Origin of the sequence: Actinoplanes sp. CA-015351 (assembly GCF_050955685.1) — a bacterium.
In the GTDB taxonomy this organism is placed as follows: Bacteria; Actinomycetota; Actinomycetes; order Mycobacteriales; family Micromonosporaceae; genus Actinoplanes.
The window spans coordinates 3,993,243-4,006,871 of record NZ_CP192102.1 but is presented as its reverse complement, the minus strand read 5'-3'; the positions used below and the strand labels follow the sequence as shown (position 1 = coordinate 4,006,871).

Sequence of the window (13,629 nt, the reverse complement as noted above, 5' to 3'; positions counted from 1 at the left end):
AAGTGCGAGAACGGTCAGGCGGTCAGGCGGTCAGGCCACCGATGATCGCTTCGGCGTTGAAGCGCATCATCTCCAGATAGGTCGCGGCCTCACCGCCGGGCTCGCTCAGCGACTCCGCATACAGCCCGACCACCCGCACCCGCAGATCAGCCTCCTCCGCGAGCACCTCGGCCAGCCGCTGCGGCTGCGCGCTGTCCGCGAAGATGGCCGGCACCCGATGCTCGGTCACCGCCGTGACCAGCGACGCCAGATCGGACGCGCTCGGCGACGCCAGGGTCGTGCCACTCGGGATGATCGCGCCGATCACCGCGAGGTCGTACCGCTGCGCGAGATAGCCGAACACGTGGTGATTCGTGACCAGGACCCGGCGTTCCGCCGGAATCCCCGCGAAGCGGTGCGCGATCCCGGCGTCCAACTCACCCAATTTCCTTCGGTACGCGTCAGCGCGCCGGCGCATCGTGTCGGCGTCCACACCGTCCACATGCTCGGCGATCGCGTCGGCGAGCAGGCCGACAGCCGTGTCCATCCGCCGCGGATCGGTCCAGAAATGCGGATCCGGCAGCCCGGCGGCATCGCCGTCGCGATAGTCCAGCGGGTCGGCCATCGCCCCGACCTCGACGGTGTGAACGCCCTCGTCCCGGGCCGCGTCGACGTGCCGCAGCACGCCCTCTTCCAGGCCCAGGCCGTTGTAGACGACCAGGTCAGCGGTCTGCATGGCGTGGGCCTCGCGGGCCGAGATGCCGAACGAGTGCGGGTCGGCGTCCGGCTTCATCAGCACGGTGACCCGGGCCTGGTCGCCGGTGATCTCGCGGACCACGTCGCCGAGGATGTTCGTGGTCACCACGATCTGGTCGGTGCCGGTCCGGGTGCAGGCGGCGGTGCCGGCTCCGGCCAGCAGTGCTGTCGCGGCGAGCAGGGTTCGCAGCAGTCTCATCGGCCGACCTCCACGGCCAGGTCGGGCCGTTGCTCCACCGTGAGCGTGCGCGCCGTCCGCAGGTTGTCCCGGTAGTCGATCTCGTGGATGACCCGCGCGGCCGGGTCCGCCACATAGGCACGGTTGATGTCGAGGGTCAGGCTCGTACCCGGGGTCTTCTTCTCCGCGAGGACGTCACCGGTCCTCAGGTCGTAACTACGCAGGGTTCCGCTCTTGTCGAGTGCCAGCACCGAGTTGCCGTCCGCCGGGGACGCCGCCGCGATCAGGTTCGCCGCCGGTACGTGCTGGACGGTGGCTTTCGGGGCGTTCAGCGACCAGATTCCGGTGCTGTCGAACTGGGCGGCCTCGTTGCTGCGGGGGCGGGAGCCGAACGGGCTCGACGGCACGTCTCGGTCGGGACGGGGCAGGACTCTCGCCTCGGCGCCGCTGGTGGTGTGCTTTACGCGTACCCAATGATCGTGGCAAGCGGTGAGCGTTCCGCCTCGCAGGACCACCGACTCGCCTGGCGTCTCGCAAGGCGCCTGGAAGGCGTCCGCGGTCAGTTCGGTGATGGTGCCGGCCTCCAGCGCGCGGCGGTCCAGGACGGTGTGCCGGCCGTCGGCGGTGGTGATCGTCGTGTGGGCGTCGTTGCCGGCGATGGTGGTGATTCCGGACGCGAGCGTAAGGGTGCCGAGGGTGCGGGGTGGCGCGCGGTAGTAGTGGACGTGGTCGGTGTGGTCGACGGTCCAGACACCGGCGTCGGTGATCTCCAGGGTGCGGTCACCGTCGGTGGTGTAGAGGAAACGTCCGTCTTCGATCAGCGTCTCGGCGGGATGGGTGAGTGTGAGCGCGGTGGTCTCGGTGGTGGTCAGATCGAGCAGGTGAAGGATGCGGGCGCCACGGGAGGCGTAGGCGATGGCGGGGCGGGGTTCGGAGAGTTCCTCGGCGCCGTCGACGAAGCCGTGGGGCGCCTCCTCCGATTCTTCCGGGTTCGACGGTGAACACGCTGACAGGGCCAGCGCGGCGCTCAGCATGGTCACGCCGAGAAGCCTGCTGATGATCACGAGGTTCCTTTCGAGGGGATGGCGGCGGTCAGGCCGCGGGCCATGAGGACGGCGAAGAAGAGAAGGACGGCGGTGAGGGCGATGGTGGCGCCGGCCGCCGTCGCGGCGAACCAGGAGATCCACAGGCCGAGGACCACGGCGAGCGACCCGATGCCGAAGCTGGTCAGCATCACCATGGGCAGGCGGCGGGCCACCAGCATCGCCGCCGCGGACGGGGCGATCAGCATGCCGAAGGCGAGCAGGGTCCCGACGACGCTGAACGCGACCGCCATCGTGACGGTGAGCAGGACGAGCATCATCGCGTTCGCCAGATCCGGGCGCAGACCGAGCGTCTTCGCCTTGCGGGCGTCGAACGTCAGCGCCAGGAACGGCCGGTAGAAGACCACCGAGATCACGCCGACCACGACCAGCGCGCCGCCGAGCAGCAGCAGGTCGGATCCGCGGATGGCGAGGACGTCGCCGAAGAGGAACGCGGTCAGATCGGTCGCGAACGAGCGTGAGTGCGAGACCACGATGACCCCGGCCGACAGCATCCCGACGAAGAGCAGCCCGATGCTGGTGTCCCGGCCGAACTCCCGGCTGTGCCGCAACGCGTTCACCCCGAGCGCCATGCCGAGCGCGCTGGCCGCCGCCCCGGCGACGAGATTGCCGCCGACGATGCCGGCGACCGCTACTCCGGGCAGCATGCCGTGGCTCATCGCCTCACCGAGAAACGTCATCCCCCGGGCGATCACCCAGGCGCCGACCAGCGCACACACGGCGGCGAGGAGGACGCCGCCGGCGAGGGCGCGGACCACGAAGGACACGGTGAACGGTTCGAGAAGCACGAGAGGCAATATAGTGGCAATGAAAACCGTTGTCATTAGGAGGGTTCGGGGTGCTGTCGGCTTCCGAGGTTTGTTACGGGTACGCAGGGGTTCCGGTGCTGCGTGAGGTGAGCATGGAGGTGGGTGCGGGGTCTCTCCTGGCCGTGACGGGGCCCAACGGGTCGGGCAAGAGCACGCTGCTGCACGTTCTGGCGGGGGTGCTGCCGCCCAAGTCGGGATATGTACGGCGTCAGGCGGGATGTCGGGTGGCGCTCCTCCCCCAGCGGACGCCGGACATCGACGCGCTGCCGCTGACCGTGGGTGAGTGTGTGCGGATCGGCGGGTTCCCGGGGTTCTTTCGCCGCTCCGCGGGTTTGTCCGCCGACTCGATGATGGACCGGCTCGGGATCGCTTCTCTGAGCCGGCGCCGGATGCGGGAGTTGTCCGGCGGGCAGCGTCAGCGGGTGCTCATCGCGCAGGCGCTGGTGCAGCAGGCCGAGGTGTATGTGCTGGACGAGCCCACGGTCGCGCTGGACGCTGTCAGCCGGGAGGTCGTTCACGAACTGCTCGGCGAGAAGGTCCGCGCCGGTGCGGCCGTGGTGTTGTCCAGCCATGACCCCGGGGAATCGGCCCTGGCCGGCCACACGGTGCACCTGCCGGCGCCGGCGGCGTGACATCCTCATCGGTGATGACTGAGCTGACCGAAGTGTTCTGGCGTGCCCACACCGGCCTGCCCCGCGAAGCCCCGGGTTCCGCGGCCACCACCGAGCTGCTGCTGCGCCTGGCGGGGTCCCTGCCCGGCGAGCCGCGGGTGGTCGACGTCGGCTGTGGCACCGGGCCGGCCAGCGTGCTGCTCGCTGCGCTGACCGGCGGGCGGGTGACCGCCGTCGATCTGCACGAGCCGTTCCTGGCGGCCGTGACCGCTCGGGCCGAGGCCGCCGGGGTCGGCGACCGGGTCAGCACGCTCCACGCGTCGATGGACTCGTTGCCGGTCGAGCACGGCAGTGTGGATCTGTTGTGGGCGGAGGGTTCGGCGTACATCATCGGGTTCGACGCGGCGCTGGCCGCGTGGCGACCGCTGCTGGCACCGGGCGGGGTCGTGGTCCTGACCGAGGCGGAGTGGCTGACGCCATCACCGTCGGCCGGGGCGCGGGCGTTCTGGAATCCGGGTTATCCGGCGATGCGCACGACAGCCGGGAACGTGGCGGCCGCGCAGGACGCGGGCTGGATGGTGCAGGCGATTTACGTGCTGCCGGACAGCGACTGGGACGAGTACTACGCCCCCCTCGCAGCCCGCATCGAACAGCTGCGGGCCGAGGGCGTGCCCGAGGAGCTGCTCGCCCAGGTGGACGAGGAGATCACCGTGCGGGCCGATAACGGCGCGGACTACTCCTACACGGGCTACGTGCTGCGCCCACGTCCCTGACAACGCCGGCCTCCGCGCCGCCGGGGCACTTGTCGTTTTTCGTCCCACACCCACTGCGGGTGTGCCCACATCCGCAGCGGGTGTGGGACAAATTTCCACATGTCAGCCGCGCGGATCCCGCGCGCCGGCGCTGCATTGATCGGGATCTGAACAGTTCCGGATGGTGGAGTCACCGTGGTTGATGGAAGATCACGGGGTGAGCAGCTTCGCGGCACCGCTTGACGGACTCAGCGCACTCGTCATCGGCGGCGGGGGTGATGGGATCGGGCGGGCTGTCACCCGGGCGTTCGCCGCCGCCGGGGCATCGGTCGCTGTCGCTGACGTGGTCGCCGATCGGGCTCTCGCGGCCAGTCTCGAGCTGACCGGGAACGGTGCCCAGGCTGTTCCGCTGATCGGGAATGTCCGGTCGATGGCCGACCTCGAAGGGTTCGTGGCGCAGACCGTCGAGGCGTTCGGGAAGATCGACGCGCTGGTCACCGTGGTCGGCGGGCAGGTGGCGTTCGTGCCGGCCGTGCGGCTGCACGAGATGGTCGACGAGGACTGGGATCTCGCGTACGAAATGAATCTGCGCTGGGTGGCGCGCGCCTCGCGCGCGGTGATCCGGACCTTCCTGGCGCAGGGTTTCGGTGGGTCGATCGTGAGCGTCGGGTCGGTCGCGGGGGTGATGGCGGCGCCGACGCAGGCGGCCTACGGCGCGGCGAAGGCGGGTGTGGCCAGCCTGGCCCGGACGGTGGCGGCGGAATACGCGCGCGACGGCATCCGGATGAACGTGGTCACCTGCGGGGCGATCGCCACGGCCGTGGCCAACGCGGAACCCCATCCGCAGGACGTGCCGGAGATTCCGATGGGTCGCCTCGGTGTGCCGGACGACGCGGCCTCGGCTGTGGTTTATCTGTCGTCGCCACTCGCGTCCTACATAACCGGGCAGAGTCTGGTCGTCGACGGTGGCGTCACCGTGCGCGGACCGTTCTCATGACGGGGCCTTCCGGGCCCGATAAGCGATCATATTGACCCGGTTTCCGCAGCGCACGCTGCAGAAACGCTTGGAGCCGTTGCGGGACAGGTCGGTGAAGATGCCCTCGCAGTCGTCGGCGTCGCAGACCCGCAGCCGGCTCGTCTCGTTGGTGCGGATCACGTCGATCAGGGCGAGCGCGGCCTCGACCCGGATCCGCTCGGCAAGAGGCGCGCCCGGCTCGGTGGCGTGGATGTGCCAGTCCGAGCCGTCGTGCCGGGTCAGATAGGGCAGCGCCCGGGCCTCGCGCAACATCCGGTTCACCGCTTCGACGGCGTCGTCACGGTTCAAGGTCCACACCTTTTGGAGCAGGGTACGCGCAGCGCGCACCGCCTCCAGCTCGGCCTGATCGTGGTCGATGCGCCCGGAGTAGGTGTAGCCGCTCAGCAGCGCGCCGAGCTCGTCCACCGTGGAGAGTTCGTCAGCGCCGGACCGGGACGCTTCGGGCGCCGTGTTGACGAGCGCCACGACGAACTCCAGCGACTCCTCGGTGTCAGGGGCAAAAAGCAATTTGACTCCTCACAGAACCCGGCCTAGCGTCAGGGGCGAACCTAATTTAGCCCATGACGAAGGATGCCGCCGTGAAGCTTTCGCCGCAGTCCGCCGGACTTGTCGCAGCTGTGACGTCGGCTGCCACCTTCGGCACGTCCGGGGCGTTCATCAAGCCCCTGCTCGAAGCGGGCTGGTCACCGGCGGCCGCCGTCACCGCCCGCGCGCTGATCGCCGGGACGCTGCTGCTGCCGTTCGTGCTGTTCTCGCTGCGCGGCCGATGGGACGCGCTGTGGCGGGGCCGGTGGCGGCTGCTCGGCATGGGCGTCGTCGCCGTGGCGTTCACCCAACTGGCGTACTTCGCCGCGATCAGCCGGATCCCGGTGTCGACGGCGCTGCTCGTGGAATATCTGGCTCCGCTGCTGCTGGTGCTCTGGGCATGGGCGTACACCCGCCGGATGCCCCGGGTCGCGGTGCTGCTCGGGTCGGCACTCGCGATCGGCGGCCTGGTTCTGGTGATCGGGCCGGGGGCGTTGCAGGCGGTCGACCCGCTCGGCATCCTCCTGGCGTTCGCCGCCGCGATCGGTTGCGCTGTCTATTTCGTCGTGTCGGCGCGCCCGTCCGACGGGCTGCCGCCGGTCGCCCTCGCCGGAGCCGGACTGCTGATCGGTGGCGCGTCGCTCGGCCTGGTGGGACTGGCCGGCGTGGTGCCGATGACTGTCACCTTTGGTGATGTCGAGATGCTCGGGGCCACGGCGCCGTGGTGGGTGCCGCTGATGGTGGTGGCGGTGTTCGCCACCGCTATCGCCTACGCGACCGGGATCTTCGGGTCGAGCCGGCTGGGCTCGCGGCTCGCGTCGTTCATCGGGCTGCTGGAAGTGGTGTTCGCGTCGGTGTTCGCGTGGATCGTGGTGGGCGAGGCGCTGACGCCGCTGCAGATGCTGGGCGGAGCGCTGATCCTGGCCGGGATCGCCTCGATCCCTGGGGAACCGGTCACGCCGGTGACCGAGGCCGACGAGGACCGGGAGCTGTCGCCGTCGGCGGTGTGACCGCCGGTCTGTGAGGGTCAGGCGCGCAGGAAGGTCAGGACCGCCAGGACCCGGCGGTGTTCGCGGTCGTGCTGGATCAGGCCCAGCTTCATGAAGATGGTGGTGACGTGGGCTTCGACCGTCTTGACCGCCAAGTGCAGGTCGGCGGCGACCGCCGTGTTCGACAGGCCCTGGGCCATCAGGGCCAGGACGGCCCGTTCCCGGCCGGTCAGCGTGTCCAGCGGGTCGCGTTCGCGGCGGCGTGACACCAGGCGGGTGACCAACTCGGGGTCGATGACCGTGTCGCCGCGGGCCACCCTGCGGACGTCGGCGCCGAACGCGGTCAGGTCGGAGACCCGGTCCTTCAGCAGGTAGCCGACGCCGCCGTCGAAGTCGGTCATCAGGCGCAGCGCGTGGTGCACCTCGACGTACTGGGACAGCAGCATCAGGCCGACGCCCGGTGCGGTGGCGCGGATCGCGGCGGCGGTGTCGATGCCCTCGGCGGCGAAGCCGGGTGGCATGCGCAGGTCGATCACCACGACGTCGGGTAGGTCGGCGCGGACCAGCTTCAGCAGGGTGGGGCCGTCGGCGGCTTGGCCGGTCACGGTGAAACCCGCGTCGGTGAGGATGTGGGCCAGGCCTTCGCGGAAGAGAACGGCGTCGTCGGCGAGCATCACCCGCACGGGATCACCGTCCTGAGCCTCGTGCCGGTGGGATCACTGTCGATTGTCAGTCGGGCATCGAGGATCGCGAGGCGGTCCGCCAGGCCTTCCAGGCCGCTTCCCGGGCGTGTCACAGCTCCCCCGCATCCGTCGTCGTCCACCTGGACGCGCAACTCTGATCCGGTCAGGTCCACGACAACCGACACGGATGTGGCGCCGGAATGCTTCGCGGCGTTGGTCAGGCCTTCGCTGACCACGAAATACGCGGTGGACTCGACCTCGGCGGGCAGGCGCCGGCTGACCGACATGGTCAGCCGGACCGGCAGCGAGGCTCGATCGGCGAGGAAGCCGATCGCCGCCTCCAGGCCGTCCTGGGTGAGCACTGCCGGATGCAGGCCGCGGGCCATCTCGCGCAGCTCGGCGGTGGCCTGCAGAAGGTTACGGCGGACGTCGTCGGCACGGCCGGCCACCTCGGTGGCGCCGGTGGTGGTGGCCAGCCGGACCACGCCGCCGAGTTCCATCGCGACGGTGACCAGGCGTTGCTGGGCGCCGTCGTGCAGGTCGCGTTCGAGGCGGCGTCGGGCGGCGTCGCCGGCCACGACGAGGCGCTGGGCGGCGGCGCGCAGTTCGAGGACCAGGCCGGCCTGGGCGGCCAGGTCGCCGACGAGGCGCTGCTCGGCGGCGGAGAGGGGCGCCGGGGAGACGGTGAGCGCGCCACGAAGCCGGCCGCCGTGCCGTACCGGGACGGCGTCCAGGTCGCCGGACGAGCGCGGGCCGGGTGGGAACGGCGTCGCCGGCGGCCAGACGGCAACCGCCCTCAACTCCTCGGCGGAGCCGGTCCACAGAACCACCTCCCGCGCGCCCGCCGCATCGGCCACCGTGGCGCAGATGCCGTCCAGCAACCCGCCCGCCGGAGCACTGAGGTGCGCCGACAACCGGGACAGAGCCTCATAAGGGGTGGCCCGCCGCCCGTAGACGACCCGGTCGGCCAGCCGCTGCGCGCGGCCTCGCAGCGGCTCGAAGACCACCGCCACCAGGGCGATGGCGAGCAACGACAGCCACGTGCCGTACCCGTCGGCAAGCCGGCCCGCGCCGACCACGACAACGGCGTACCCCACCGTCACGACCCCCGCCATCGCGCCGAAAACCAGGGACTTGTTGATCAGCGGGTCGATGTCGTAGAGGCGGTACCGCAGGATCGCCGCGCCCGCCGCCACCGCCAGCAGCGGCACGGTCAGCGTGCCCGGCACCGGCGAACCCCACGCCGCCAGACCGGAAATCATCACTGCGGCCGAGACCGTCGCCGCGTACAGGAACCAGCGCAGCTGCCGCCCCTCGTCCCCGGAGGACCGCCGCACCCGGACCACCACGCAGACCACCCAGGTCAGCTGGAACAGCAGATAGGCCACCGGCCGCGCCACGTCGTACAGCGCCCGCGCCACCGACAGACCGGGCAGCGAGAACGGATGACCCAGGCCGGTGCGAGCGTGCTCGACCGGCCACAACGCCGAGACCAGCGACAACACGAAACCCAGAACACACAGGACACCCAGGACCGGCGCCCACGCCCGCGACGGCAGACGGCCCGTCGGGAAACACATCACCGCCGCGCCGACCAGCACCAGCACCAGCGGCAGCGGCCACACCCCGAGCCACCCGATCCAGGACGCGCCGGGCAGCGGTCCCGGATGCAGGCCGTACTCCCGACCGAAAAACATCACCGCATGAGCCGCGCCCACCGCGACGAACAGCAGGCCCTCGCGGTTACCGGGGCGCCGGTGCAGCACCAGCAACCCGACGCCGGCGAACGACGCGGCGATCAACCCGTTGTGCAGGTTCGCGACGTGCGGCCCGAGCACGAAACCGCCCACGATCAGCCCGGCGATCGCCACACCCAGCATCCCCCGGCCCACGCCTGTCATCGTGCCAGCGCGCGAACTCGTTGTGACCAGGGTTAACCCTGTCAATTGTCGAGGGCCGGCCCCGATGCCCGCCGGCACCGCCGCTTCCACGCTGAAAGGCATGACTTCAACACCGCTCGACCGCACGCTCACCGCGTCACTCACCGTCGCGCCCGCCGTCTATCTCATTGCCGATCTTCTGTACGCGACCAGAGGCTGGGACGACCCCACAGCCGCCGTGGTGCACGTTCTCGGAGCTGTCGGCTACACCCTCGTGCTGGTGCGCCTGGTGACGCTCGGCAACGGCATACTGGCCGCCGTCCTGCTGGTGATCGGCGCGTTCGGCGCGGCCGGCAACGTCGCGTACGGCTTCAACACCATTCACGTCTCCCTCGGCGACACCGACCTGGTCGACGCCACCGGTGCCGCCGTACTGATCAAGCCGTTGGGTCTGTTCTTCCCGCTCACGCTGCTGCTCGCCGCCGCCGTCCTGCGCAAGCTGGCACCCGTCTGGGTGGTAGCGCTGCTCGCGGTGAGCGCTGTCGCCTGGCCGGCCGCCCACATCGCCAACATCGGCTGGCTGGCCGTCCTGGTCAACGCGGCCCTGGTCGTGGTGTTCGGCGCGGTGGCCGCGAGTCGCGCCGGAGGGACCGGCGATGCGGGTCGCGCCGGAGGGACCGGTGACACGACGAGGCGAAACCCGGTTGCCGGCAGCAGTACCGTGGCCGGGTGACCATCCGATTTGTTCCCCGTTTTCCGATAGATGTGCGGCGGTCCTGAGGTGCGGATCGTGAGTGTGAACGCCTGGGGTGGCGCCCTCGCCGACGAGTTGCTCGGCTGGCTGCCCGGCATCGGCGCTGATGTGGTCTGTCTGCAGGAGGTGACCCGGACGCCGGGGCTCGGCGGGTGGACCCGGTTCGACGACGGGGAGCGGGCGCTGCCACAGCGGGCCGACCTCTTCGACGACGTGCGCGGGGTACTCCCCCGCCATCAGGGAATCTTCGTGGCAAGCGACTCCGGGCCGGTGCTCGACGACGGCGGGATACCGCATCGGCAGGACTTCGGGCTGGCCACGTTCGCCTCCGAGCGGCTGTCCCTCGTCGGGCTGGACTCGGTGTTCGTGCACGGCGCGCTCACCGATCATGTGGAGTGGACGATCGCCGATCGGCCCCGGGTGGCGCTCGCTGTCCGGACGGCCGGCCAGGACTCCGGGCGTACCGTCTGGGTGGTGCAGGTGCACGGGCTGCGGGATCCGGCCGGCAAGGGCGACACGCCGGCCCGGCGGCAGCAGGCGGACGCCCTCGCCGGCCTGGTCACCCGGATCCGGCAGCCCGATGACCTGGTGGTGCTCTGCGGCGACCTCAACCTGCTGCCGGACAGCGAGACGTTCGGGATCCTCGCCGGCGCCGGGCTCACCGATCTGGTCGGTACGGCGGACACCCGGACGTCGAGGTACCCCAAGCCGGTACGGCACGCGAGTTACCTGCTCGTCTCCGACGTGGACGCGGTCAAGCACTTCACTGTCGTGGCCGCCCCGGAGGTATCCGACCATCGAGCGCTGCTTCTCGATATTTGAGATCGGTTACGCGTACCCGGGAAGGAGCGTGCGGGGGCCGGTGAGGTCTCGCCGCAGGGGTTTTGCCGTCAAGAACCACATGTCGGTAACAATGCCATCCTGCGTGATGATATCGGCGAGCATCGACCGAACGGTCCTACTATTCTCGCTGCCGTGCCTACCGATGCTCTTCCCACACCTCCGGAGTTCGAATCGGTCGCGACCTGGGCGGGCGCAGCACGGGTGATACGCGCCGGCGAGCCGGATGTGGCCGCCTGGCAGCTCCCTGACCAGCAGAAATCCGCGCTCGTTACCAGTGGCGTGCCGCTGATCGACGGACTTGTCGACATCGTGGACTTCCAGGCGCTGCCGACGATGTACCAGCTGGGGCACTCCACCGGGCGCATTCGTGTCTACGGTGCCGCGACGGCGACCGGCGCGGTGATCGAGCATTCGCCGGAAGCCGGGATGCGGTTCGTGAACTCGTCGATCGTCCAATGGCTGTGGTCACTGCATCTGGTCGGCAGGTGGGTGACTGGGTCGGCGGCGCTGGCCCGGTGGGACGAGAGCCCGGAGGCGGAGGAGCAGACGTTCGCGGAGATCGCCGCGCTGCTGGAGCAGATCCGGGCGCTGGATCCGCCGGCGGTCGGCGACGGCGATCACGAGAAGCACTTCTGGCCGGCGGTGCTGGATCGCTGGTTGTACTAGAGCGTTCTCAGAAGGTGGCGATCGGGTTGGCCGGGCCTCGTCGTAACCTGACGGCTGCACGTCCTGCGGGGTGTCGGCACCGATCAGCGCGACGCCGCGGTCGTGCAGCCACGGCAGGCAGGACGCGTGCCAGCCGGCCTGGCTGAAACCGTCGGTGCCGGGCCGCCCGGTGCGCAGCAGGACCGCGTCGCCGGAGCGCACCCGGACGCCCTGGCTGCGCTCGGCCTCCTCGAGATCCTCGGGGAGGACGCTCTGCACCGGCTCCGCGCGGGCCCGCGCGACGTCCAGCAGGACGCCCCGGGTGATGATCCCGTCCGCGGCCGCGGTGACGGCCGCCCACCCCGATCCGGTCGTGGCGTCGACAAGGTCGTGCGGCCGGCCGTTGTACATCGTGCCGTCCCAGTACATGTGGCACGGCGAGTCGAGGTGGGTGACGGTGTTGCCGTGGAACGTGATGCCGAGCCGTTCCGACGAGAAACCCCAGCGCCGGTCGGCGTGGAAGCGTGCCGGCATGTTCTCGGCACCCGGCATGTCGGCGGCGCACGGGCAGGTCGTGGTGGATCGTTCCATCCCGGCCGGTACGGTGACCTCCCACGCGCAGGACACGCTGCGGCCGTGGCGCACGGCCCGGGCCGCGGCGAGCCGGACCTCGTCGGTGATCAGGTTCAGGGTGCCGCGCTCGTCGTTGTCGCCCCAGCGGCCCCAGTTCGACAGCGTCGTGAAGTATTCGAGCACGTCGTCCTGGGTTGCCGTCATCGTTCCTCCGGTCACGCGATTCGGCAGACCGCGACCAGATTACTCGGCCGGAAGACCCGGATCGCGGCCTCCGCGGGTGCGGCGAGGACGGCGACGCGGGGCTGGGCCGGACCGGATCAGAACCGGACAGGTGCCCGGCACGCAGCCGCATGAGGCGGTCGCGGCTAAGATTCGCCGGTGACGAATGCGTTGGGGCCGCTGAGGCTGTATGCGGGGCTGGCCGTGGTCTTCTTCGGCCTGGTCCCGGCCGTGATGGTGTCGCTGCTGGTCGCGGGCGGAAACACGCCGTCGGCGGTGGGTTACACGCTGATCGGCGGGATCCCGCTGGTTCTGGCGGCGGTCGTGCTGGCCGTGCGCGGGATGACCGGTGCTGACCAGGAGCTGGCGGCGCGGCGGTTGTATCTGAGCATGGCGCTGGTGGCCGGCGCGGACGTGCTGATGCTGGGCGGGAACGCGCTGATCAGGATGGGCTCGAACTGAGGCCCGCGCGATCACGTCCAGACTTATCGAAGTCCTTGGATGAGATAGACGACGGCGAGTGCGGTGGCGATCGCGCCGAGCAGCAGCCGTAACGCCCGCTCCGGCAGATAGGGCTGTAACCGCGCGCCCAGATATCCACCGGCCAGGCCGCCCAGCCCGCTGGACAGGCCGACCGTCCAATGCGGCGCGATGTCGCCCGCGGTGCCCAGCGACAGCACACCGTACGTCGCGGCCCCGGTGATCGACGTCACGAACGTGCAGGCCAGGGCGGCCGGGGCGATCTGGCTCATCGGGGTGCCGCGGCCGGCCAGCAGCGGGCCGAGGATCGAGCCGCCGCCGATGCCGTAGATCCCGCCCACCGCGCCGGTCGCGACGCTGAGGCCGAGGACGCTGCGGCGGGACAACGGTGGCCGGTCCGGGATGCCGGCGCTGACCGCCCGTGCGCACAGCCACAGCCCCAGCGGGAGCAGCACCGCCGCCGCGACCAGGCGGAACACGTTCGGGCCGGGGATGGCGAAGACGCGCAGGACGGCGCCGGCGATGACGCCGGGCACGGTTCCGGCGATCAGCAGGCGGGCCAGCGGGCCGGTGAGCTGGCCGTTGCGGCGGTACCGCAGCAGTGCGCCGGGGCCCGCGACGACGTTGTAGAGCAGGTTCGTCGGCGTCACCGCCGGATTGGGTACGTGCAGCACGCTGAGCTGGACCGGAAGCAGGAACACGGCGCCGGAGACACCGACCGGCGACGTCACGATCGAAATGAGCAGGCCGGCGAGGAAGGCGGTCAGCTCAGGCACCGCGCCAGCGTAGAGACACCGCTGAGGCCGGGCCG

At 70.6% G+C, this 13,629-nt stretch carries 15 protein-coding genes and 1 pseudogene; 8 read left to right on the top strand and 8 right to left on the bottom strand.

Going from position 1 to position 13,629, the window contains the following annotated elements:
- Window positions 1–22: 22 nt before the first annotated feature.
- From aztC to aztB, 3 genes are read right to left on the bottom strand one after another with little or no spacing between them, the layout of a single operon-like run.
- Window positions 23–934 (bottom strand): zinc ABC transporter substrate-binding protein AztC, encoded by a 912-nt coding sequence (aztC, locus tag ACQP2E_RS18330; protein ID WP_433833243.1) that lies wholly within the window; start codon window positions 932–934, stop codon window positions 23–25.
- Complete coding sequence (locus tag ACQP2E_RS18325) at window positions 931–1,977, bottom strand: hypothetical protein (protein WP_433833241.1); 1,047 nt, start codon at window positions 1,975–1,977, stop codon at window positions 931–933. The genes aztC and ACQP2E_RS18325 overlap by 4 nt, the downstream gene beginning before the upstream one ends.
- The gene (gene aztB / locus ACQP2E_RS18320; RefSeq protein ID WP_433833239.1) at window positions 1,974–2,804 is read right to left on the bottom strand and encodes a zinc ABC transporter permease AztB; all 831 of its coding nucleotides are present in this window, start codon (window positions 2,802–2,804) and stop codon (window positions 1,974–1,976) included. Before aztB ends, ACQP2E_RS18325 begins: the two co-directional genes overlap by 4 nt.
- A gap of 50 nt (window positions 2,805–2,854) precedes the next feature.
- Here aztB and ACQP2E_RS18315 point away from each other — a divergent pair, with 50 nt between their 5' ends.
- From ACQP2E_RS18315 to ACQP2E_RS18305, 3 genes are all read left to right on the top strand, one after another.
- A complete protein-coding gene (locus ACQP2E_RS18315) occupies window positions 2,855–3,457 on the top strand; it encodes an ATP-binding cassette domain-containing protein (protein WP_433833237.1) in 603 nt (200 codons plus the stop codon).
- Window positions 3,458–3,471: 14 nt separating this feature from the next.
- Window positions 3,472–4,209, top strand: coding sequence for an SAM-dependent methyltransferase (locus ACQP2E_RS18310; protein ID WP_433833235.1), 738 nt, complete (start codon window positions 3,472–3,474; stop codon window positions 4,207–4,209).
- 181 nt (window positions 4,210–4,390) lie between these two features.
- Window positions 4,391–5,185 (top strand): SDR family NAD(P)-dependent oxidoreductase, encoded by a 795-nt coding sequence (locus ACQP2E_RS18305; protein ID WP_433833233.1) that lies wholly within the window; start codon window positions 4,391–4,393, stop codon window positions 5,183–5,185.
- Here ACQP2E_RS18305 and ACQP2E_RS18300 read toward each other — a convergent pair.
- Window positions 5,180–5,731: a CGNR zinc finger domain-containing protein gene (locus ACQP2E_RS18300; RefSeq protein WP_433833231.1), complete on the bottom strand. Its 552-nt coding sequence runs from the start codon at window positions 5,729–5,731 to the stop codon at window positions 5,180–5,182. The genes ACQP2E_RS18305 and ACQP2E_RS18300 overlap by 6 nt on opposite strands.
- Window positions 5,732–5,784: 53 nt before the next feature.
- On the opposite strand from ACQP2E_RS18300, the gene ACQP2E_RS18295 reads away from it, so the two are divergent.
- Window positions 5,785–6,759 (top strand): EamA family transporter, encoded by a 975-nt coding sequence (locus ACQP2E_RS18295; RefSeq protein WP_433833229.1) that lies wholly within the window; start codon window positions 5,785–5,787, stop codon window positions 6,757–6,759.
- 17 nt (window positions 6,760–6,776) lie between these two features.
- Here the strand turns inward: ACQP2E_RS18295 and ACQP2E_RS18290 are convergent, their stop codons facing one another.
- Both ACQP2E_RS18290 and ACQP2E_RS18285 read right to left on the bottom strand, forming a co-directional pair.
- Entirely contained in the window at window positions 6,777–7,412 is a 636-nt protein-coding gene (locus ACQP2E_RS18290) for a LuxR C-terminal-related transcriptional regulator (protein ID WP_433833956.1), read from the bottom strand.
- Entirely contained in the window at window positions 7,412–9,322 is a 1,911-nt protein-coding gene (locus tag ACQP2E_RS18285) for a sensor histidine kinase (RefSeq protein WP_433833227.1), read from the bottom strand. Before ACQP2E_RS18285 ends, ACQP2E_RS18290 begins: the two co-directional genes overlap by 1 nt.
- A 100-nt stretch (window positions 9,323–9,422) precedes the next feature.
- Between ACQP2E_RS18285 and ACQP2E_RS18280 the strand changes: the two genes are divergently transcribed.
- The 3 genes from ACQP2E_RS18280 to ACQP2E_RS18270 all read left to right on the top strand — a co-directional run bounded on the left by ACQP2E_RS18280 (window position 9,423) and on the right by ACQP2E_RS18270 (window position 11,564).
- Complete coding sequence (locus ACQP2E_RS18280; protein ID WP_433833225.1) at window positions 9,423–10,034, top strand: hypothetical protein; 612 nt, start codon at window positions 9,423–9,425, stop codon at window positions 10,032–10,034.
- 57 nt (window positions 10,035–10,091) lie between these two features.
- The gene (locus ACQP2E_RS18275; RefSeq protein WP_433833223.1) at window positions 10,092–10,877 is read left to right on the top strand and encodes an endonuclease/exonuclease/phosphatase family protein; all 786 of its coding nucleotides are present in this window, start codon (window positions 10,092–10,094) and stop codon (window positions 10,875–10,877) included.
- Window positions 10,878–11,030: 153 nt separating this feature from the next.
- Complete coding sequence (locus tag ACQP2E_RS18270) at window positions 11,031–11,564, top strand: SUKH-4 family immunity protein (RefSeq protein WP_433833221.1); 534 nt, start codon at window positions 11,031–11,033, stop codon at window positions 11,562–11,564.
- Between the two features lie 126 nt (window positions 11,565–11,690).
- Here the strand turns inward: ACQP2E_RS18270 and ACQP2E_RS18265 are convergent.
- Window positions 11,691–12,077: pseudogene (locus ACQP2E_RS18265) on the bottom strand (cyclase family protein); the annotation flags it as partial.
- A 420-nt stretch (window positions 12,078–12,497) separates the two neighbouring features.
- Between ACQP2E_RS18265 and ACQP2E_RS18260 the strand changes: the two are divergent.
- Window positions 12,498–12,800 (top strand): hypothetical protein, encoded by a 303-nt coding sequence (locus ACQP2E_RS18260; protein ID WP_433833219.1) that lies wholly within the window; start codon window positions 12,498–12,500, stop codon window positions 12,798–12,800.
- A gap of 23 nt (window positions 12,801–12,823) precedes the next feature.
- On the opposite strand, the gene ACQP2E_RS18255 is transcribed toward ACQP2E_RS18260, so the two are convergent.
- Window positions 12,824–13,594 (bottom strand): sulfite exporter TauE/SafE family protein, encoded by a 771-nt coding sequence (locus tag ACQP2E_RS18255; RefSeq protein ID WP_433833217.1) that lies wholly within the window; start codon window positions 13,592–13,594, stop codon window positions 12,824–12,826.
- Window positions 13,595–13,629: the final 35 nt, after the last annotated feature.

Coding starts and splice junctions, on each gene's coding strand:
- aztC (WP_433833243.1), bottom strand. CDS start 934: ATGAGACTGCTGCGAACCCTGCTCGCCGCGACAGCACTGCTGGCCGGA.
- ACQP2E_RS18280 (WP_433833225.1), top strand. CDS start 9,423: ATGACTTCAACACCGCTCGACCGCACGCTCACCGCGTCACTCACCGTC.
- ACQP2E_RS18285 (WP_433833227.1), bottom strand. CDS start 9,322: ATGACAGGCGTGGGCCGGGGGATGCTGGGTGTGGCGATCGCCGGGCTG.
- ACQP2E_RS18290 (WP_433833956.1), bottom strand. CDS start 7,412: ATGCTCGCCGACGACGCCGTTCTCTTCCGCGAAGGCCTGGCCCACATC.
- ACQP2E_RS18295 (WP_433833229.1), top strand. CDS start 5,785: ATGACGAAGGATGCCGCCGTGAAGCTTTCGCCGCAGTCCGCCGGACTT.
- ACQP2E_RS18305 (WP_433833233.1), top strand. CDS start 4,391: ATGGAAGATCACGGGGTGAGCAGCTTCGCGGCACCGCTTGACGGACTC.
- ACQP2E_RS18310 (WP_433833235.1), top strand. CDS start 3,472: ATGACTGAGCTGACCGAAGTGTTCTGGCGTGCCCACACCGGCCTGCCC.